14 protein-coding genes are annotated in these 14205 nt (G+C 65.4%); 11 read left to right on the forward strand and 3 right to left on the reverse strand.

Translation table 11 applies throughout. The features are described 5' to 3' along the window. Positions 1 to 60 precede the first annotated feature (60 nt). The 4 genes from ACYU98_RS10755 to ACYU98_RS10770 all read left to right on the forward strand — a co-directional run bounded on the left by ACYU98_RS10755 (position 61) and on the right by ACYU98_RS10770 (position 5607). Entirely contained in the window at positions 61 to 3912 is a 3852-nt protein-coding gene (locus ACYU98_RS10755) for a multifunctional oxoglutarate decarboxylase/oxoglutarate dehydrogenase thiamine pyrophosphate-binding subunit/dihydrolipoyllysine-residue succinyltransferase subunit (protein WP_460468201.1), read from the forward strand. Positions 3913 to 4014: 102 nt separating this feature from the next. After that, positions 4015 to 4626 (forward strand): hypothetical protein, encoded by a 612-nt coding sequence (locus ACYU98_RS10760; RefSeq protein WP_460468202.1) that lies wholly within the window; start codon positions 4015 to 4017, stop codon positions 4624 to 4626. A gap of 118 nt (positions 4627 to 4744) precedes the next feature. Continuing rightward, positions 4745 to 4921 carry a DUF6104 family protein gene (locus ACYU98_RS10765; RefSeq protein WP_460468203.1) on the forward strand — a complete coding sequence of 59 codons (177 nt, stop codon included), beginning with the start codon at positions 4745 to 4747 and terminating at the stop codon, positions 4919 to 4921. 20 nt (positions 4922 to 4941) lie between these two features. Further along, positions 4942 to 5607, forward strand: coding sequence for a GDSL-type esterase/lipase family protein (locus tag ACYU98_RS10770; RefSeq protein ID WP_460468204.1), 666 nt, complete (start codon positions 4942 to 4944; stop codon positions 5605 to 5607). A gap of 10 nt (positions 5608 to 5617) precedes the next feature. On the opposite strand, the gene ACYU98_RS10775 is transcribed toward ACYU98_RS10770, so the two are convergent. The 3 genes from ACYU98_RS10775 to rfbB are packed head-to-tail and all read right to left on the reverse strand — an operon-like array spanning position 5618 to position 8942. Beyond that, positions 5618 to 7084 (reverse strand): sugar transferase, encoded by a 1467-nt coding sequence (locus tag ACYU98_RS10775; RefSeq protein ID WP_460468205.1) that lies wholly within the window; start codon positions 7082 to 7084, stop codon positions 5618 to 5620. 2 nt (positions 7085 to 7086) lie between these two features. Beyond that, entirely contained in the window at positions 7087 to 7929 is an 843-nt protein-coding gene (gene rfbD, locus ACYU98_RS10780; protein WP_460468206.1) for a dTDP-4-dehydrorhamnose reductase, read from the reverse strand. Beyond that, positions 7926 to 8942, reverse strand: a complete 1017-nt coding sequence (gene rfbB / locus ACYU98_RS10785) for a dTDP-glucose 4,6-dehydratase (RefSeq protein WP_460468207.1) — start codon at positions 8940 to 8942, stop codon at positions 7926 to 7928. Before rfbB ends, rfbD begins: the two co-directional genes overlap by 4 nt. A gap of 105 nt (positions 8943 to 9047) precedes the next feature. On the opposite strand from rfbB, the gene rfbA reads away from it, so the two are divergent. From rfbA to sodN, 7 genes are all read left to right on the forward strand, one after another. Further along, positions 9048 to 9929: a glucose-1-phosphate thymidylyltransferase RfbA gene (gene rfbA / locus ACYU98_RS10790; protein WP_460468208.1), complete on the forward strand. Its 882-nt coding sequence runs from the start codon at positions 9048 to 9050 to the stop codon at positions 9927 to 9929. Then, the gene (locus tag ACYU98_RS10795) at positions 9926 to 10525 is read left to right on the forward strand and encodes a dTDP-4-dehydrorhamnose 3,5-epimerase family protein (protein WP_460468209.1); all 600 of its coding nucleotides are present in this window, start codon (positions 9926 to 9928) and stop codon (positions 10523 to 10525) included. Before rfbA ends, ACYU98_RS10795 begins: the two co-directional genes overlap by 4 nt. A 114-nt stretch (positions 10526 to 10639) precedes the next feature. After that, the gene (locus tag ACYU98_RS10800; RefSeq protein WP_460468210.1) at positions 10640 to 11551 is read left to right on the forward strand and encodes an ABC transporter substrate-binding protein; all 912 of its coding nucleotides are present in this window, start codon (positions 10640 to 10642) and stop codon (positions 11549 to 11551) included. Then, positions 11551 to 12486: an amino acid ABC transporter permease gene (locus ACYU98_RS10805; protein WP_460468211.1), complete on the forward strand. Its 936-nt coding sequence runs from the start codon at positions 11551 to 11553 to the stop codon at positions 12484 to 12486. Before ACYU98_RS10800 ends, ACYU98_RS10805 begins: the two co-directional genes overlap by 1 nt. Next, entirely contained in the window at positions 12483 to 13337 is an 855-nt protein-coding gene (locus ACYU98_RS10810; RefSeq protein WP_460468212.1) for an amino acid ABC transporter ATP-binding protein, read from the forward strand. Before ACYU98_RS10805 ends, ACYU98_RS10810 begins: the two co-directional genes overlap by 4 nt. 39 nt (positions 13338 to 13376) lie before the next feature. Continuing rightward, the gene (locus ACYU98_RS10815; protein WP_460468213.1) at positions 13377 to 13670 is read left to right on the forward strand and encodes a S24 family peptidase; all 294 of its coding nucleotides are present in this window, start codon (positions 13377 to 13379) and stop codon (positions 13668 to 13670) included. 65 nt (positions 13671 to 13735) lie between these two features. Continuing rightward, a complete protein-coding gene (gene sodN / locus ACYU98_RS10820; RefSeq protein WP_460468214.1) occupies positions 13736 to 14137 on the forward strand; it encodes a superoxide dismutase, Ni in 402 nt (133 codons plus the stop codon). Positions 14138 to 14205: the final 68 nt, after the last annotated feature.

Genomic DNA, 14205 nt, shown 5'->3' on the forward strand with positions numbered 1-14205 from the left:
TGCGAGTCCCCACGCCTGCGAACCAGGTACGGCGACACGAAACGAAAGAGGCGCATACGGGTGTCCCAGCCATCAGAACCGCTCGCCAGCTTCGGCCCCAACGAGTGGTTGGTCGACGAGTTGTACGAGCAGTACCTCGAGGACAAAAACTCGGTCGACAAGGCCTGGTGGACATTCTTCGCCGACTACAAGCCGGGCACCCCCACGGCCGACGGTGACGCCGCCGACGGCTCCTCGAACGGCACCTCGAACGGGGTCGCAGCCCAGCAGACGCCGGCTGCCTCGTCCGCGGCGCCCGCCGACCCGAAACCGGCCGCCTCATCACCCGCGCAGGGTAAAGAGCAGAACCAGTCGAAGCCCTCGCATCCGGCAGCCAAGAGCGCCACGCAGACAGTGTCGGCTCCGACCATCGACCCCAAGCAGGCCGAGCACTCCTACACCCGGCCCGTCTCCCGTGACGGCGGCGTCGCTCCGGTGAAGGCACCCGAGGTCCAAGACGAAATCGTGCCGTTGCGCGGTGTCGCCTCGCGCATCGTCAGCAACATGAATGACAGCCTGGAGATCCCGACCGCGACCAGCGTTCGCGCGATCCCGGCCAAGTTGCTGATCGACAACCGGATCGTCATCAACAACCACCTCGCCCGCAGCCGCGGCGGCAAGGTGAGCTTCACCCACCTGCTCGGCTACGCGATCGTCAAGGCACTCAAGGTTGTGCCCGACATGAACAACGCGCTGGGCCAGGACGACAAGGGCAAGCCCGCTCTCATCCGCCCGGGCCACATCAACTTCGGCCTCGCGATCGACCTGACCAAGCCCGACGGGAGCCGCACCCTCGTCGTGCCGAGCATCAAGAACGCCGAAGCAATGGACTTCGTGCAGTTCTGGACCGCGTACGAAGACATGGTCCGCAAGGCGCGTACCAACAGCCTCACCCTCGAGGACTACCAGGGCACCTCCATCTCGCTGACCAACCCCGGCGGTATCGGCACCGTCCACTCGGTCCCACGCCTGATGAAGGGCGCGGGCGCGATCATCGGCGCCGGCGCGCTGGAATACCCCGCCGAGTGGCAGGGCGCCTCGGTCGACACCCTCAACCGCAACGCGGTCAGCAAGATCATGACGCTGACCTCGACCTACGACCACCGCGTCATTCAGGGTGCGGTCTCGGGCGAGTTCCTGCGGGTCGTCCACCAGTTGTTGCTGGGCGAGAACGGGTTCTACGACGAGATCTTCGCTGCGCTGCGCATCCCGTACGAGCCGGTCCGTTGGGTCCGCGACATCGACACCTCCCACGACGACGACATCAACAAGGTCGCGCGCGTGCAGGAATTGATCCACGCCTACCGGGTGCGCGGTCACCTGATGGCCGACACCGACCCGCTGGAATACAAGCAGCGTCGCCACCCCGACCTCGACGTCACCAACCACGGCCTGACACTGTGGGACCTGGAGCGCAGCTTCCCCACCGGCGGGTTCGGCGGTGCGCCGTTCCTGAAGCTGCGCAAGATCCTTGGCATCTTGCGTGATTCCTACTGCCGCGGCGTGGGAATCGAGTACATGCACATCCAGGACCCCGACCAGCGCCGCTGGATCCAGTCCAAGGTCGAGGTGCCGTACGAGAAGCAGACCGCCCACGAGCAGCTGCGCATCCTGCGCAAGCTGAACGCGGCGGAAGCCTTCGAGACCTTCCTGCAGACCAAGTTCGTCGGCCAGAAGCGGTTCAGCCTGGAGGGCGGCGAGTCCGTCATCGCCCTGCTCGACCGCATTCTCTGCAACGCGGCCGACGAGGGCATGGCCGAGGTGTGCATCGGCATGCCCCACCGCGGACGCCTCAACGTGTTGGCGAACATCGCCGGCAAGTCCTACGGCCAGATCTTCCGGGAGTTCGAAGGCACCCAGGACCCGAACTCGGTCCAGGGTTCCGGCGACGTGAAGTACCACCTCGGCACCGAAGGTGAGTTCACCTCCGACGCCGGCAACAACACCAAGGTCTACCTCGCAGCGAACCCCTCGCACCTCGAGGCCGTCGACCCGGTGTTGGAAGGCATCGCCCGCGCGAAGCAGGACCGCATCAACCTGGCCGGCACCGCCTTCACCGTGTTGCCGATCCTGCTCCACGGTGACGCCGCTTTCGCTGGACAGGGCGTGGTCGCCGAGACCTTGAACCTGTCGCAGCTGCGCGGCTACCGCACCGGTGGCACCATCCACGTCGTCATCAACAACCAGGTCGGCTTCACCACCGCTCCGTCGCAGTCGCGGTCCTCGACCTACTCCACCGATGTCGCTCGGATGGTCCAGGCCCCGATCTTCCACGTGAACGGTGACGACCCGGAGGCGTGTGTTCGGGTTGCCGAGCTCGCCTACGAGTTCCGTCAGCAGTTCAACAAGGACGTTGTCATCGACATGGTGTGCTACCGCCGCCGTGGCCACAACGAGGGGGACGACCCCTCGATGACCCAGCCGATGATGTACAACCTGATCGAGGCGAAGCGCTCGGTCCGCAAGCTCTACTCCGAGGCGCTCATCGGTCGCGGCGACATCAGCCAGACCGAGGCCGAGGACGCGCTGCGCGACTACCAGCAACAGCTGGAGCGGGTGTTCGTCGAGACCAAGGCCGCCAAGAAGGAAACTGCCGCTGCTCCGGTCGATGCTGCCTCCAGCGGAACCGACGCCGAGGGCCACGGTGGCTTGGAGCGTCCGTCGGCGCAGGCCGCGGATGACGCGACTGTCGACCGCGGTGGTCGCTCGACCGCGATCAGCGAGGGCGACTTCGCCAAGATTGGCCAGACCTGGGTCAACCCGCCGGAAGGCTTCACGGTCCACCCCAAGCTGGCCAAGCTGATGGAACGTCGCGCCGAGATGGTCAACTCCGGTGGCATCGACTGGGCCATGGGTGAACTCACGGCTCTCGGTTCGCTGCTGATGGAAGGCATCCCGGTTCGCCTGGCCGGCCAGGACAGCCGCCGCGGCACCTTCGTGCAGCGCCACGCTGTGTTGATCGACAAGAACAACGGCAACGAGTGGACTCCGCTGCGTTACCTCACGCCCGACCAGGCGTGGCTGTGGATCTACGACTCGCTGCTGTCCGAATACGCCGCCATGGGCTTCGAATACGGCTACTCGGTCGAGCGCCCGGATGCGCTCGTGCTGTGGGAGGCGCAGTTCGGTGACTTCGTCAACGGTGCTCAGACCATCGTCGATGAGTTCATCTCGTCCTCGGAACAGAAGTGGGCGCAGCGCTCCTCCGTGGTGCTGCTGCTGCCGCACGGCTACGAGGGTCAGGGTCCCGACCACAGCTCGGCGCGCATCGAGCGGTTCTTGCAGTTGTTCGCCGAGGACAACATGACGATCGCCTACCCGAGCACCCCCGCGTCCTACTTCCACCTGCTGCGTCGCCAGGCCTACGCCCGGCCGCGCCGCCCGCTGATCGTGTTCACCCCGAAGCAGTTGCTGCGCCTCAAGGCCGCCACCAGCATGCCGACGGACTTCACCAGCGGTGTGTTCCAGCCGGTGCTCGACGACCACACCCAGCCCGACCCGTCCACGGTCGATCGGGTGCTGCTCGCCTCGAGCCGGGTGGTCTACGACCTGGAAGCAGAGCGTGACAAGCGCGGTGACACCCGCACCGCGATCGTCCGAGTCGAGCAACTCGCCCCGATCCCGGCCAAGGAGATCGCCGAGTTGCTGGCGAAATACCCCAACGCCGAACTGATCTGGGTTCAGGACGAGCCGAAGAACCAGGGCGCATGGCCGTTCATGGCTCTCAACCTGCCCGAACAACTCGCCGAGTTTGGCGAGAAGCGCGGCCTCCGCGTCGTCTGCCGCCCCGCCGCTGCATCGCCGGCGACCGGGTCCGGCAAACGTCACCAGGCGCAGCTTGCGGACCTGCTGAGCGGCGCGTTCGACCGCTGAGTTCACTCGAACGGGCCCGGTGGGCAACGGTTCGACCGTTGTGCACCGGGCCTACAGTGTCCGATGAACAAAACCCGTCATTCACATATCCATGGGGAGATCATGAAGACCACCACCTACCGCGCTGGCGCCGTTGCTGCCTTTGCCGCACTCACGCTCAGCGCGTGTGGCGGAACGACAGTGAAGACCGCTGACAGCGCTTCCGTCTCGACCACGAGCTCGCCCTCCTCGTCGTCCTCGTCGATGAGTTCGACCGAGTCGACGACCTCGAGCAGCAGCACGACCAGCGAGTCCAGCACCCCCACCACCTCGACGGACTCCACCACCTCCACGTCGGACTCGGGCGGCAGCAAGGACAACGGCGCGACCGATAGCAAGCAGACCGTGCCGAGCTACTACCTCGCGCTGTCCAAGAACGACCCGGAGGCTGCCTGCGGCACCATGGCCGGCACCGACGGCAAGCCGTTCTTCAGCAACTCCGTCAAGTTCAACGCCTGCGTCAGTTCGATCCGCACCAACCTGGCGAAGATGGACTCCAGCACCCGCTCGGCAATGTCCCTGGTCTCCGACTCCGAGGTGCACTCGACCGGTGCCACCACGGCCTACGCCTACCCGATCGCCTTGGGAAAGACCCAGACGACCGCCAAGTTCGGTCTGGTGCAGTCCGATGGCAAGTGGTACATCAACTCTGCCGGCACCACCTCGGCGGGCTGATCACAGCCCTTCATTCGCCGTACGGGCGTGTCACCCACCCGGGTGCCACGCCCGTACGCATGACGGCACACGCGGAGCCTGCGCGATTCGCGGCATTCCGCCGGATACAGTGACGGGCGTGTACTTCACCGACCGTGGTATCGAGGAACTCGCCACCCGACGCGGCGAGGAGGACGTGAGCCTGGAATGGCTCGCCGACCAGCTGCGCACCTTCGTGGACCTCAACCCTGAGTTCGAAGTGCCGATTGACCGGCTCGCGACCTGGCTCGCGCGCCTTGATGATGACGACGAGTGACGACCCGAGTGAGGCAGCAAGTGACGCAGGACGGATCCCGCCGTACCGGCGAGCCGGAGTTCAATCCGAGCGCCGAGTTTCAGGTCATCGAGGGGCCTCGCAAGGTCGGATTGTGCTTCGTGGGCGATGAATATGTCGCCGGCCTTGGCGACCCTAAGGCGCTGGGTTGGGTTTCCCGAGTGGTGGCCCGCACCCCGCATGCCGGGGTCGACCTGGCGCCGTACAACCTGGGCGTCCGCGGGGAAAGCTCGACCGAGGTTCTCGCCCGGTGGCAGCAGGAGGCCGCCCCGCGGTGGTCCGCCTGCAACGAGCGTCGGCTGGTGCTGGGCTTCGGCAGCGCCGACGTCGAGCAGGGTCTGTCGACGGCCCGCTCCCGGCTGAACCTCGCCAACATTCTCGACGACGCTTCCTCGGCTGCGATCTCGACGTTCGTCGTCGGTCCGCCGCCCAGCCTGGACGCGGAGACCAACGAGCGCCTGCAGGTGCTGGTCGACGCCCAGTCCGACGTCTGCTCACGCCGCGGCGTGATCTATGTCGACTGCTTCCGTCCGTTGCTCGGCCACGACCAGTGGCAGGCCGACCTCGGCGCTGGCCAGGACTCCCTGCCCGGTCAGGCCGGCTATGGCCTCATCGCCTGGCTCGTTCTCCACGCCGGCTGGCAGAACTGGCTGTCCCTGGACAGCTAGAGGGCGAAGGTCAGTAAGCGCCGTCCTTGCGGATGACCGCCTTGACCGTCTTCAGCATGATCAGCAAATCGCCGGTCATCGACCAGTTCTCCACGTAGTAGAGGTCCTTGCGCACGCTCTCATCCCAGGTCAGGTTTGAGCGGCCACCCACCTGCCACGGGCCGGTCATGCCCGGTTTGACGTAGAGCCGGCGGTGAACGTGCTGGTCATAGGACTCGACCTCCCGCGGCAGCGGCGGACGAGGACCGACCAGCGACATGTTGCCACGCAGCACTTCGAACAGCTGGGGAAGTTCGTCGATCGAATAACGCCGAATGACGGTTCCGACCCGGGTGATCCGCGGGTCGTCGTGCAGCTTGAACAACACCGCGTTGCCTTCGTTGGTGGCGGAAAGTTCGCCGACGTGGCGGTCAGCGTCGGGAACCATCGACCGGAACTTGGTCATCGAGAACCGTCGACCGTTCATCCCCACCCGCTCTTGCCGGTAGAACACCGGACCGCCGTCGCCGAACTTGATCAGCACCGCGACCACCAGCATCATCGGCGCTGCCAGCAAGGTGAGCGAAAGGCCGACCGCGAGATCGAACGCTCGCTTGGTGACGTATTTCATCCCCGAGTAGCGCGGCATCTCCACGCTGATCAGCGGCAACCCCTCCATCGGGTGCCAGTGAATGCGCGGACCCGCGATGTCGGTCATTCGACTCGCCAACACCAGCTCGCAACCGGTCTCCTCCAGCCGCCAGCCCAGCCGGCGCAAGAAGGCCGGTCCGGCAAGACTCTGCCCCGCGACGATCACCGTCGTCACCCCCAACGACGCAGCCGCCTCGGCAGCCTCGTCGAGGTCGCCTGTCTGGTCGACGATGGTGCCGTCGGCCAGCTCGAACGAGGGTGCGTCATCACCCGTGGTAACTGCGACGACGTCATATCCGGCCACCGGAAGTTGGCGAATGCTCTCGACCACGTGTCGCACCTCGACCGGCGCGCCGATCACCAACACCTGCTCGGTGAATCTGCCCGCGACCCGACTCCTGATCAGCAATCGCCGCTGCGCCACTCGACCCACGAGCAGAAGCAGGAGCCCCAGCGGGAAAGCCACCGCGAGGAATCCGCGGGCGAGCTGCAACCGGGTCAGCGTGGCGAAGATCGACACGCAGCCGAACATGGTCAAAGTGGCCCGCGCGATGGTGCGGTATTCACCCGACCCCACGAACAGGCTGCGCAGGTTGTAGGCCTGGGCGGCATGCAGACAGAGCAACCACAGAACGGCCAGACCGACGGCGGTCCAGGTGTAGGGGATCCCCAAGAACCCTTGAACGGTCTCGTTGTTCGGGTCACCGAACCGGGTGATCACGGCGACAATCATCGCCACGCTGATGCCAACCGTGTCACCGATCAGAAGCCGAACGCGCAGGCGGCGGCGCCACCGTACGGGGTGGCTGGGGGACGTCAGGCGTCCACTCTGATGGGTGATCTGCATGGTCAGCGAAGATCTGGGAGTGCCGCTGCCAAGCCTGCTTCCCAGCCTCGGATCGCGGCAACATCAACGGCGGCGAATCGGTCGTGGCCCAGGACGCTGTTCGCCGGTCGCGGGGCCGGGCGCGGGAAGTCCGCGGTGGTCACAGGCAACACCCGCTGCGGGTCGAGCCCACTGAGCCGGAAAATCTCCTGGGCGAAGCCATGCCAGGTGGTCGCTCCGGAACTGGTGCCGTGGTAGATCCCGCCGGGCACCTTCGCAGACACCAGCCGAACCACGAGGTCAGCAAGATCACGGGTCCAGGTCGGCTGACCGGCCTGATCGGCGACCACGGTTAGTTGCTCGCGTTCGCCGGCCAGCCGCAGCATCGTCGACACGAAGTTGTTCCCTCCGGCGCCGTAGAGCCACGCCGTACGAACGATGATCGCCTGCGGGTCGGTCTGCAACACCGCCCATTCCCCGGCGGCTTTGGTTCGGCCGTACGCCGATCGGGGCCGCTGCGGAGTGTCCTCTGCGTAGGGACCCTCGTCGGTTCCGGCCATCACATAGTCGGTCGAAATCTGAACGAAGCGGGCGCCGACCGCGACAGCAGCGAGCGCCGCATTGCGGGCGCCGGTGGCATTGAGGTCGAAGGCATCCGCCTCGTGGTCTTGCGCCGCGTCGACCGCGGTGTAAGCGGCGCAGTTCACCACCACGGCTGCGCCCTGTACGGCGGAGCGCACCGCGTCGAGGTCACGAATGTCGCAGTCGGCGCTGCCGAGGGCGCGCACCTCCTGGCCCTGACTCGTCAAGGTCGCGGCGAGGTCTTGACCCAGCATTCCACTACCGCCCAACAGAACCCAGCTCATCGAGCCGCGCTCCCAACCACCTGCTGGGTCTGGGCGTATTTCTGCTCGACCTGCGCCTTCATCGGTCGCCACCACGCCTCGTTGGCGCGATACCACTGGACCGTGTCGGTCAACCCGGACCGGAAGTCGGAGAACCGCGGCGCCCACCCCAACTCGGTGCGCAACAACGTCGAATCAATCGCGTACCGGCGGTCATGGCCCGCTCGATCGGTCACGTGGTCATACGCATCGCGCGACTGCCCCATGAGCTCCAACAGGTCCTGGATGACATCGCGGTTGGTCTGCTCACCATCGGCACCAATCAGATACGTCGCCCCGATCCGCCCACCATCCAGGATCGACCACACCGCCTCGTTGTGATCATCCACATGGATCCAGTCGCGCACGTTCAGACCGTCGCCGTACAACTTCGGCCGCTGTCCATCCAAAATGTTCGTGATCTGTCGTGGAATGAACTTCTCCACATGCTGCCGCGGGCCGAAGTTGTTCGAGCAATTCGAAATCGTCGCTTGCACCCCGAACGAGCGGACCCATGCCCGCACCAACAGGTCCGAAGCGCCCTTGGTCGAGGAATACGGGCTGCTCGGGTTGTACGGCGTCGCCTCGGTGAACCGGGTGGGGTCGTCCAGTTCCAGATCGCCGTAGACCTCGTCGGTGGAAATGTGGTGATAGCGCACGCCGTGGGCGCGGACGGCCTCCAACAGCGTGTAGGTGCCGATCACGTTCGTGTCCAGGAACGGTCGCGGATCAGCCAACGAGTTGTCGTTGTGCGACTCGGCGGCAAAATGCACGACTGCATCCGCGCCGGCGACCAGGGAATCAACCAAGCCGCCGTCGCTCACATCGCCCTCGACGAATTCGATGTCGTCCATCACGCCCGCCAACGAGGCGGTACTGCCGGCATAGGTCAGTGCATCCAACACGGTGATCTGGACATCGGGGCGAGTCCGCCGCGTCAGGTGAACGAAATTACTCCCGATGAAACCTGCCCCACCGGTGACGATGACCCGCACAGAAGAACCTTTCCGTCGCTGCAAATTCGATGACTCAGGCAGACGGCAACGAACGCCCCCCATCCGGCCTTCCCGAGCATAGTGGCGCCCGTAGGATGCGGCCCCATGAAGGGAATTATCCTGGCCGGCGGATCTGGCACCCGCCTGCACCCGATCACCCGCGGCATCAGCAAGCAATTGATGCCGATCTACGACAAACCGATGATCTACTACCCGTTGTCGACGCTGATGATGGCTGGGATCAACGACATCCTGATCATCACCACCCCCACCGATGCCGACCAGTTCCACCGCCTGCTCGGTGACGGCAGCCGCTGGGGCATCCGGTTGAGCTACGCGACGCAGCCCTCTCCCGACGGCCTGGCCCAAGCCTTCATCATCGGCGCCGACTTCATTGGCGACGATTCGGTCGCGCTGGTCCTGGGCGACAACATCTTCCACGGCGCCGGCCTCGGCACCCGCCTGCGTGACAACACCCAAGTCGCCGGCGGCCACATCTTCGCGATCCACGTCGCCAATCCGGCTGCGTACGGTGTCGTGGAGTTCGACGAAGAGATGCACGCCATCTCGATCGAAGAAAAGCCCGCCACCCCGAAATCGAACTTCGCCGTCCCGGGTCTTTACTTCTATGACAACGACGTCGTACGAATTGCTGCCAGTCTCACCCCCAGCGCCCGCGGCGAACTCGAAATCACCGGCATCAACGACGCGTATCTGAGCCGCGGCGACCTCACCGTCACGGTGCTGCCGCGGGGCACCGCTTGGTTCGACACCGGCACCTTCGAGGGCCTGATGTCGGCGTCGCAGTTCGTGCACGTCGTCGAACAACAGCAAGCGCTCAAGATCGGCTGCGTCGAAGAGATCGCCTGGCGGGCCGGGTGGATTGACCACGACCACCTGCAGACGCTGGCCGACGAGCTTTCCAAGAGCGGCTACGGCTCGTATCTGCAGCGCATCCTGGACGAACAACCTCAGGGCAACGGATGAACATCGAACCGTTGCGGATCGAGGGCTCGTGGGTCATCACCCCGCGCCAATTCCCCGATGACCGCGGAGTCTTCATGGAAGGCTTCCGAGCCGACAAACTCACCGACGCCATCGGCCACCAGATGCAGGTCGTCCAGACCAACATCTCCGTCTCCTCCGCCGGCACCGTCCGCGGCATCCACTTCGCCGATGTCCCGCCCTCCCAAGCCAAATACATCACCGCCACCTCCGGCTCCCTCATCGACTACATCGTCGACCTGCGCGTCGGGTCCCCCACCTTCGGCCAATGGGACAGCGTCCTACTCGACGGCACCGACCGCAAAGCCGTCTACCTCTCCGAAGGCCTCGGCCACGCCTTCTGCGCCCTCGAAGGGGGCACCACCGCCGTCTACCTCTGCTCCGCCGTCTACAACCCCGAACGTGAACACGGCATCCACCCCCTCGATCCCGCCATCGGCCTCGAACTACCCCCCGGCAGCAAACCGGTCCTGTCCCCCAAGGACGCCGCCGCGCCAACCCTCGCCGACGCGGAGGCGGCCGGGCTCCTGCCCTCGTACGACGCCTGTCGCCAATACCGGCAGACCCTGCGCCGCTGAGCGCGTCACAGCAGGATCACGCTTGGGCGATTTTGCGGCACGCTCGCAGGATGCGGTGCAAAGATGTGCCGATCTGGCGCCCAACCGTGGGCACCTGTTGCACAAGGAGTTTCCATGCCCTCCCCCCTCCTGCGCACGCGTGTGGCGCTGGCCGGCGCCGTTGCGCTGACCTTCGGTCTGACCGCGTGTGGTTCTGACAGCTTGGGCGGCGCGTCCGACTCGGCGACCTCCTCCATCAAGACCGCTACGAAAGACACCTCGCTGGCCGACAAGGTCCCTGCTGCCATCAAGGCCAAGGGCACCCTGACGATCGGCACCGACGCGTCCTACCCGCCCAACGAGTACTTCGGCACCGACGGCAAGACCGTCGTCGGGATGGATGTCGACATGCTCAACGCGGTGCTCGGCAAGCTGGGCCTCAAGGGGAATTACGTCAACGGCGGATTCGACTCCCTGATCCTGGGTGTTGGCTCCGGCAAGTACGACATGAGCGTCTCCTCGTTCACCATCAACCCCGACCGGATGAAGTCGGTCACGATGATCAGCTACTTCAAGGCTGGCAGCCAGTGGGTCGTGCCGAAGGGCAACCCGAAGAAGGTCGCTGTTGACGGCGCGTGTGGTCTGACCGTGACGGTCCAGAAGGGCACGGTGCAGGTCACCGACATGACGGCCCGCAGCAAGAAGTGCACGACCGACGGCAAGAAGGCCATCAACTTGCTCATTGAGCAGGACCAGAGCAAGGCCACCCTCGACCTGTCGAGCGGGAAGGCCGACGCCATGGTTGCCGACCTGCCCGTGTCGATCGACGCCGTGAACAAGAGCGGCGGCAAGCTCGAGGCGCTCGGTTCGAACTACGACACCGCGCCGTACGGCTTCGTGGTCAAGAAGGACCAGACCGCGTTCGCGGAAGCGCTTGTCGGCGCGCTGAAGGCCATCAAGGCTGACGGCACCTACACATCCATCCTCAAGAAGTGGAAGGTCGACGCCGGGTCGATCGACGACTTCCAGGTCAACCCGAGCGCCTGATGACCTCAGACACCACCGACCGGCCGGGCGAAATCAGCGCCCGGCCGGTGCCCCACCCATGGCGTTGGGTCGCCGTGCTGGCAATCGCGGTGCTGGTGGCCATGTTCATCAGTTCGTTGGTCACCAACGATCGCTGGGATCTCTCGTTCGTCCCGACGGTGATGAACTTCTCGCCGGTGTTGCAGGGCATGATCCGAGGCACCCTGATCGGCACCGCTGGGGCCATGGTGATCGGCGCCGTCGGCGGCGTGCTGCTGGCTGTCATGCGGTTGTCGGACAACCCGGTGCTGCGCGGCGTCGCGTTCGTCTACACCTGGATCTTCCGGGCCATCCCCCGGTTGGTGCTCCTGGTGATCCTCGGCACCGGCGTGGGCTACCTCTACCCGAAGCTCGACGTCGGCATCCCGTTCGCCCAGCAGGTCTTCGGCGTCGACAACGGGCTGATGATCGGCTCGATCAACGTGAACTCCCTGTCCAACGGGATCATGGTCGGCATCCTGGGCCTCGGTCTGTCCGAGGCGGCCTACATGGCCGAGATCGCGCGCGCCGGCATTCTGTCGGTCGACAGCGGTCAGGCGGAGGCCGCGCAAGCGCTCGGCATGCCGCCCGGCAAGACCATGCGCCGCATCGTGCTGCCCCAGGCAATGCGGGTGATCGTTCCGCCGACCGGCAACGAGACCATCGCGATGGTCAAGGACACCTCGCTGTTGTCCGCGGTGCCGATCTCGATGGAGATGTGGTTCCAGATCACCCAGGTCAGCAACAACACCGGCCGAGTGATGGGCGCTTACGTCGCCGGGTTCCTGTGGTACCTCGTGATCTGCACCGTTCTGATGATCGGCCAGTACTTCCTGGAGCGTCACTTCGGTCGCGGCTTCGGCACCCAGGGAGCCTCCAAGCGCAAGCTCACGATGATCGGCAAGGGGTCGGCATGAGCCAGACGACAGCTCCGGACACCCTGGCGGTGCAGCGGCCACTGGTCCAGGCACTCAATGTCACCAAGAGCTTCCACGGCAACGAGGTGCTCAAGGGCATTGACCTCGATGTCGCGGCCGGTGAGGTGGTCTGCCTGCTCGGACCTTCGGGGTCGGGCAAGACCACCTTCCTACGCTGCATCAACCAGCTCGAATCGATCAACGGTGGCCGCATCTGGGTCGATGGTGACCTGATGGGCTACGAGGATCGTGGTGGCGTCCTGCACCGGCTGCACGACAAGAAGATCTCCGCGCAACGTCGCGAGATCGGCATGGTGTTCCAGCGCTTCAACCTGTTCCCCCACAAGACGGCGCTGGAGAACGTGATGGAAGCGCCGGTTCACGTGCGCGGTGCATCAAAGGCCAAGGCGCGCGAGCAGGGCCTGGCCCTGTTGGAGCGGGTTGGCCTGAGCGAGCGCTGCGATCACTACCCGTCGCAGTTGTCCGGTGGTCAGCAACAGCGTGTTGCCATCGCCCGCGCGCTGGCGATGGAACCGAAGCTCATGCTCTTCGACGAGCCGACATCCGCGCTCGACCCCGAGCTGGTGGGCGAGGTGCTGGAGGTGATGCGTGAGCTCGCCGAGGGCGGCATGACGATGATCGTGGTCACCCACGAGATCGCGTTCGCCCGTGACGTCGCCGACCGGGTCGTCTTCATGGACGGTGGCGTGGTGGTCGAGCAAGGCCCGCCGCGCGAGGTCATTGCGCGGCCACAGCACGAACGTACGAAGTCGTTCTTGCGGCGCATTCTGGCCGAGCAGCACGAGTCGCCCACCCCACCGCCGGACGCTCCGAACCTCACCCAGGACTGAGCAATCCGGTTGCAGCAGTTAAGGATCGGCCTCGCCATCGTGCGAGGCCGATCCATGCTGCCCAGCTTGTGTGAGGGCGATCGACTGCTGGTGTTGTACGGCGCCCGCCCCCGCCCGGGGCGACTTCACCTGGTGGCGTTGGGCGGCGGGCGGCCGCTGGCGGTCAAGCGGATTCACCACCCAACCGCCGACGGATGGTGGGTCAGCAGCGACAACCCGGACGAGGGCACCGACTCACGCACGGTCGGTGCCATCCCACCCGCGGGGATGATTGGTCGCGTTCTCGGCGGCCGCCCCCTGCCCCGGCTGCCGCGGCGCAGCGCAGCGGAGTAAGTTCGCAGATGACCGGGTCCGCCTGTGTATTTGGTGGACTACCGCAGACCACGGAAAGGACTCCTATGTTCCGCCGTTTCATCGCCCCCACCGTCGAGGTCAGCGCCCACTGCGACCTGCCCTGCGGCGTCTACGACCCCGCCCAGGCCCGCATCGAGGCTGAGTCCGTCAAGGCCATCATCAAGAAGGTCGCCGACAACAACGACCCCGACTTCCGGGTCCGCGCCGTCCTCATCAAGGAGCAGCGCTCCCAGCTGGTCAAGGAGCACCTCTGGGTGTTGTGGACCGACTACTTCAAGCCGCCGCACTTTGAGAAGTACCCCCAGCTGCACACGCTGATCAACGAGGCCACCAAGTTGGCCGGCGCGAGCGGCACCAAGGGTGAGTTCGACGAGGCGAAGGCCGACGAACTGCTGGCCAAGATTGACGAGATCGACAAGATCTTCAAGGAGACCAAGCAGGCCTGAGCCTGATTTCTCCTGCAAGAGGCGCCGAGCAATCGGCGCCTCTTGTTCTTTTGTCATCACAAATTGGC

The sequence above is a fragment of the Calidifontibacter terrae genome (assembly GCF_054778835.1).

What these genes read in the sequence shown, in the direction of transcription:
- ACYU98_RS10775 (WP_460468205.1), bottom strand. Translation starts at nt 7,084, where the DNA reads ATGCAGATCACCCATCAGAGTGGACGCCTGACGTCCCCCAGCCACCCC.
- ACYU98_RS10810 (WP_460468212.1), top strand. Translation starts at nt 12,483, where the DNA reads ATGAGCCAGACGACAGCTCCGGACACCCTGGCGGTGCAGCGGCCACTG.
- ACYU98_RS10805 (WP_460468211.1), top strand. Translation starts at nt 11,551, where the DNA reads ATGACCTCAGACACCACCGACCGGCCGGGCGAAATCAGCGCCCGGCCG.
- ACYU98_RS10795 (WP_460468209.1), top strand. Translation starts at nt 9,926, where the DNA reads ATGAACATCGAACCGTTGCGGATCGAGGGCTCGTGGGTCATCACCCCG.
- rfbA (WP_460468208.1), top strand. Translation starts at nt 9,048, where the DNA reads ATGAAGGGAATTATCCTGGCCGGCGGATCTGGCACCCGCCTGCACCCG.
- ACYU98_RS10760 (WP_460468202.1), top strand. Translation starts at nt 4,015, where the DNA reads ATGAAGACCACCACCTACCGCGCTGGCGCCGTTGCTGCCTTTGCCGCA.
- rfbD (WP_460468206.1), bottom strand. Translation starts at nt 7,929, where the DNA reads ATGAGCTGGGTTCTGTTGGGCGGTAGTGGAATGCTGGGTCAAGACCTC.
- sodN (WP_460468214.1), top strand. Translation starts at nt 13,736, where the DNA reads ATGTTCCGCCGTTTCATCGCCCCCACCGTCGAGGTCAGCGCCCACTGC.
- ACYU98_RS10800 (WP_460468210.1), top strand. Translation starts at nt 10,640, where the DNA reads ATGCCCTCCCCCCTCCTGCGCACGCGTGTGGCGCTGGCCGGCGCCGTT.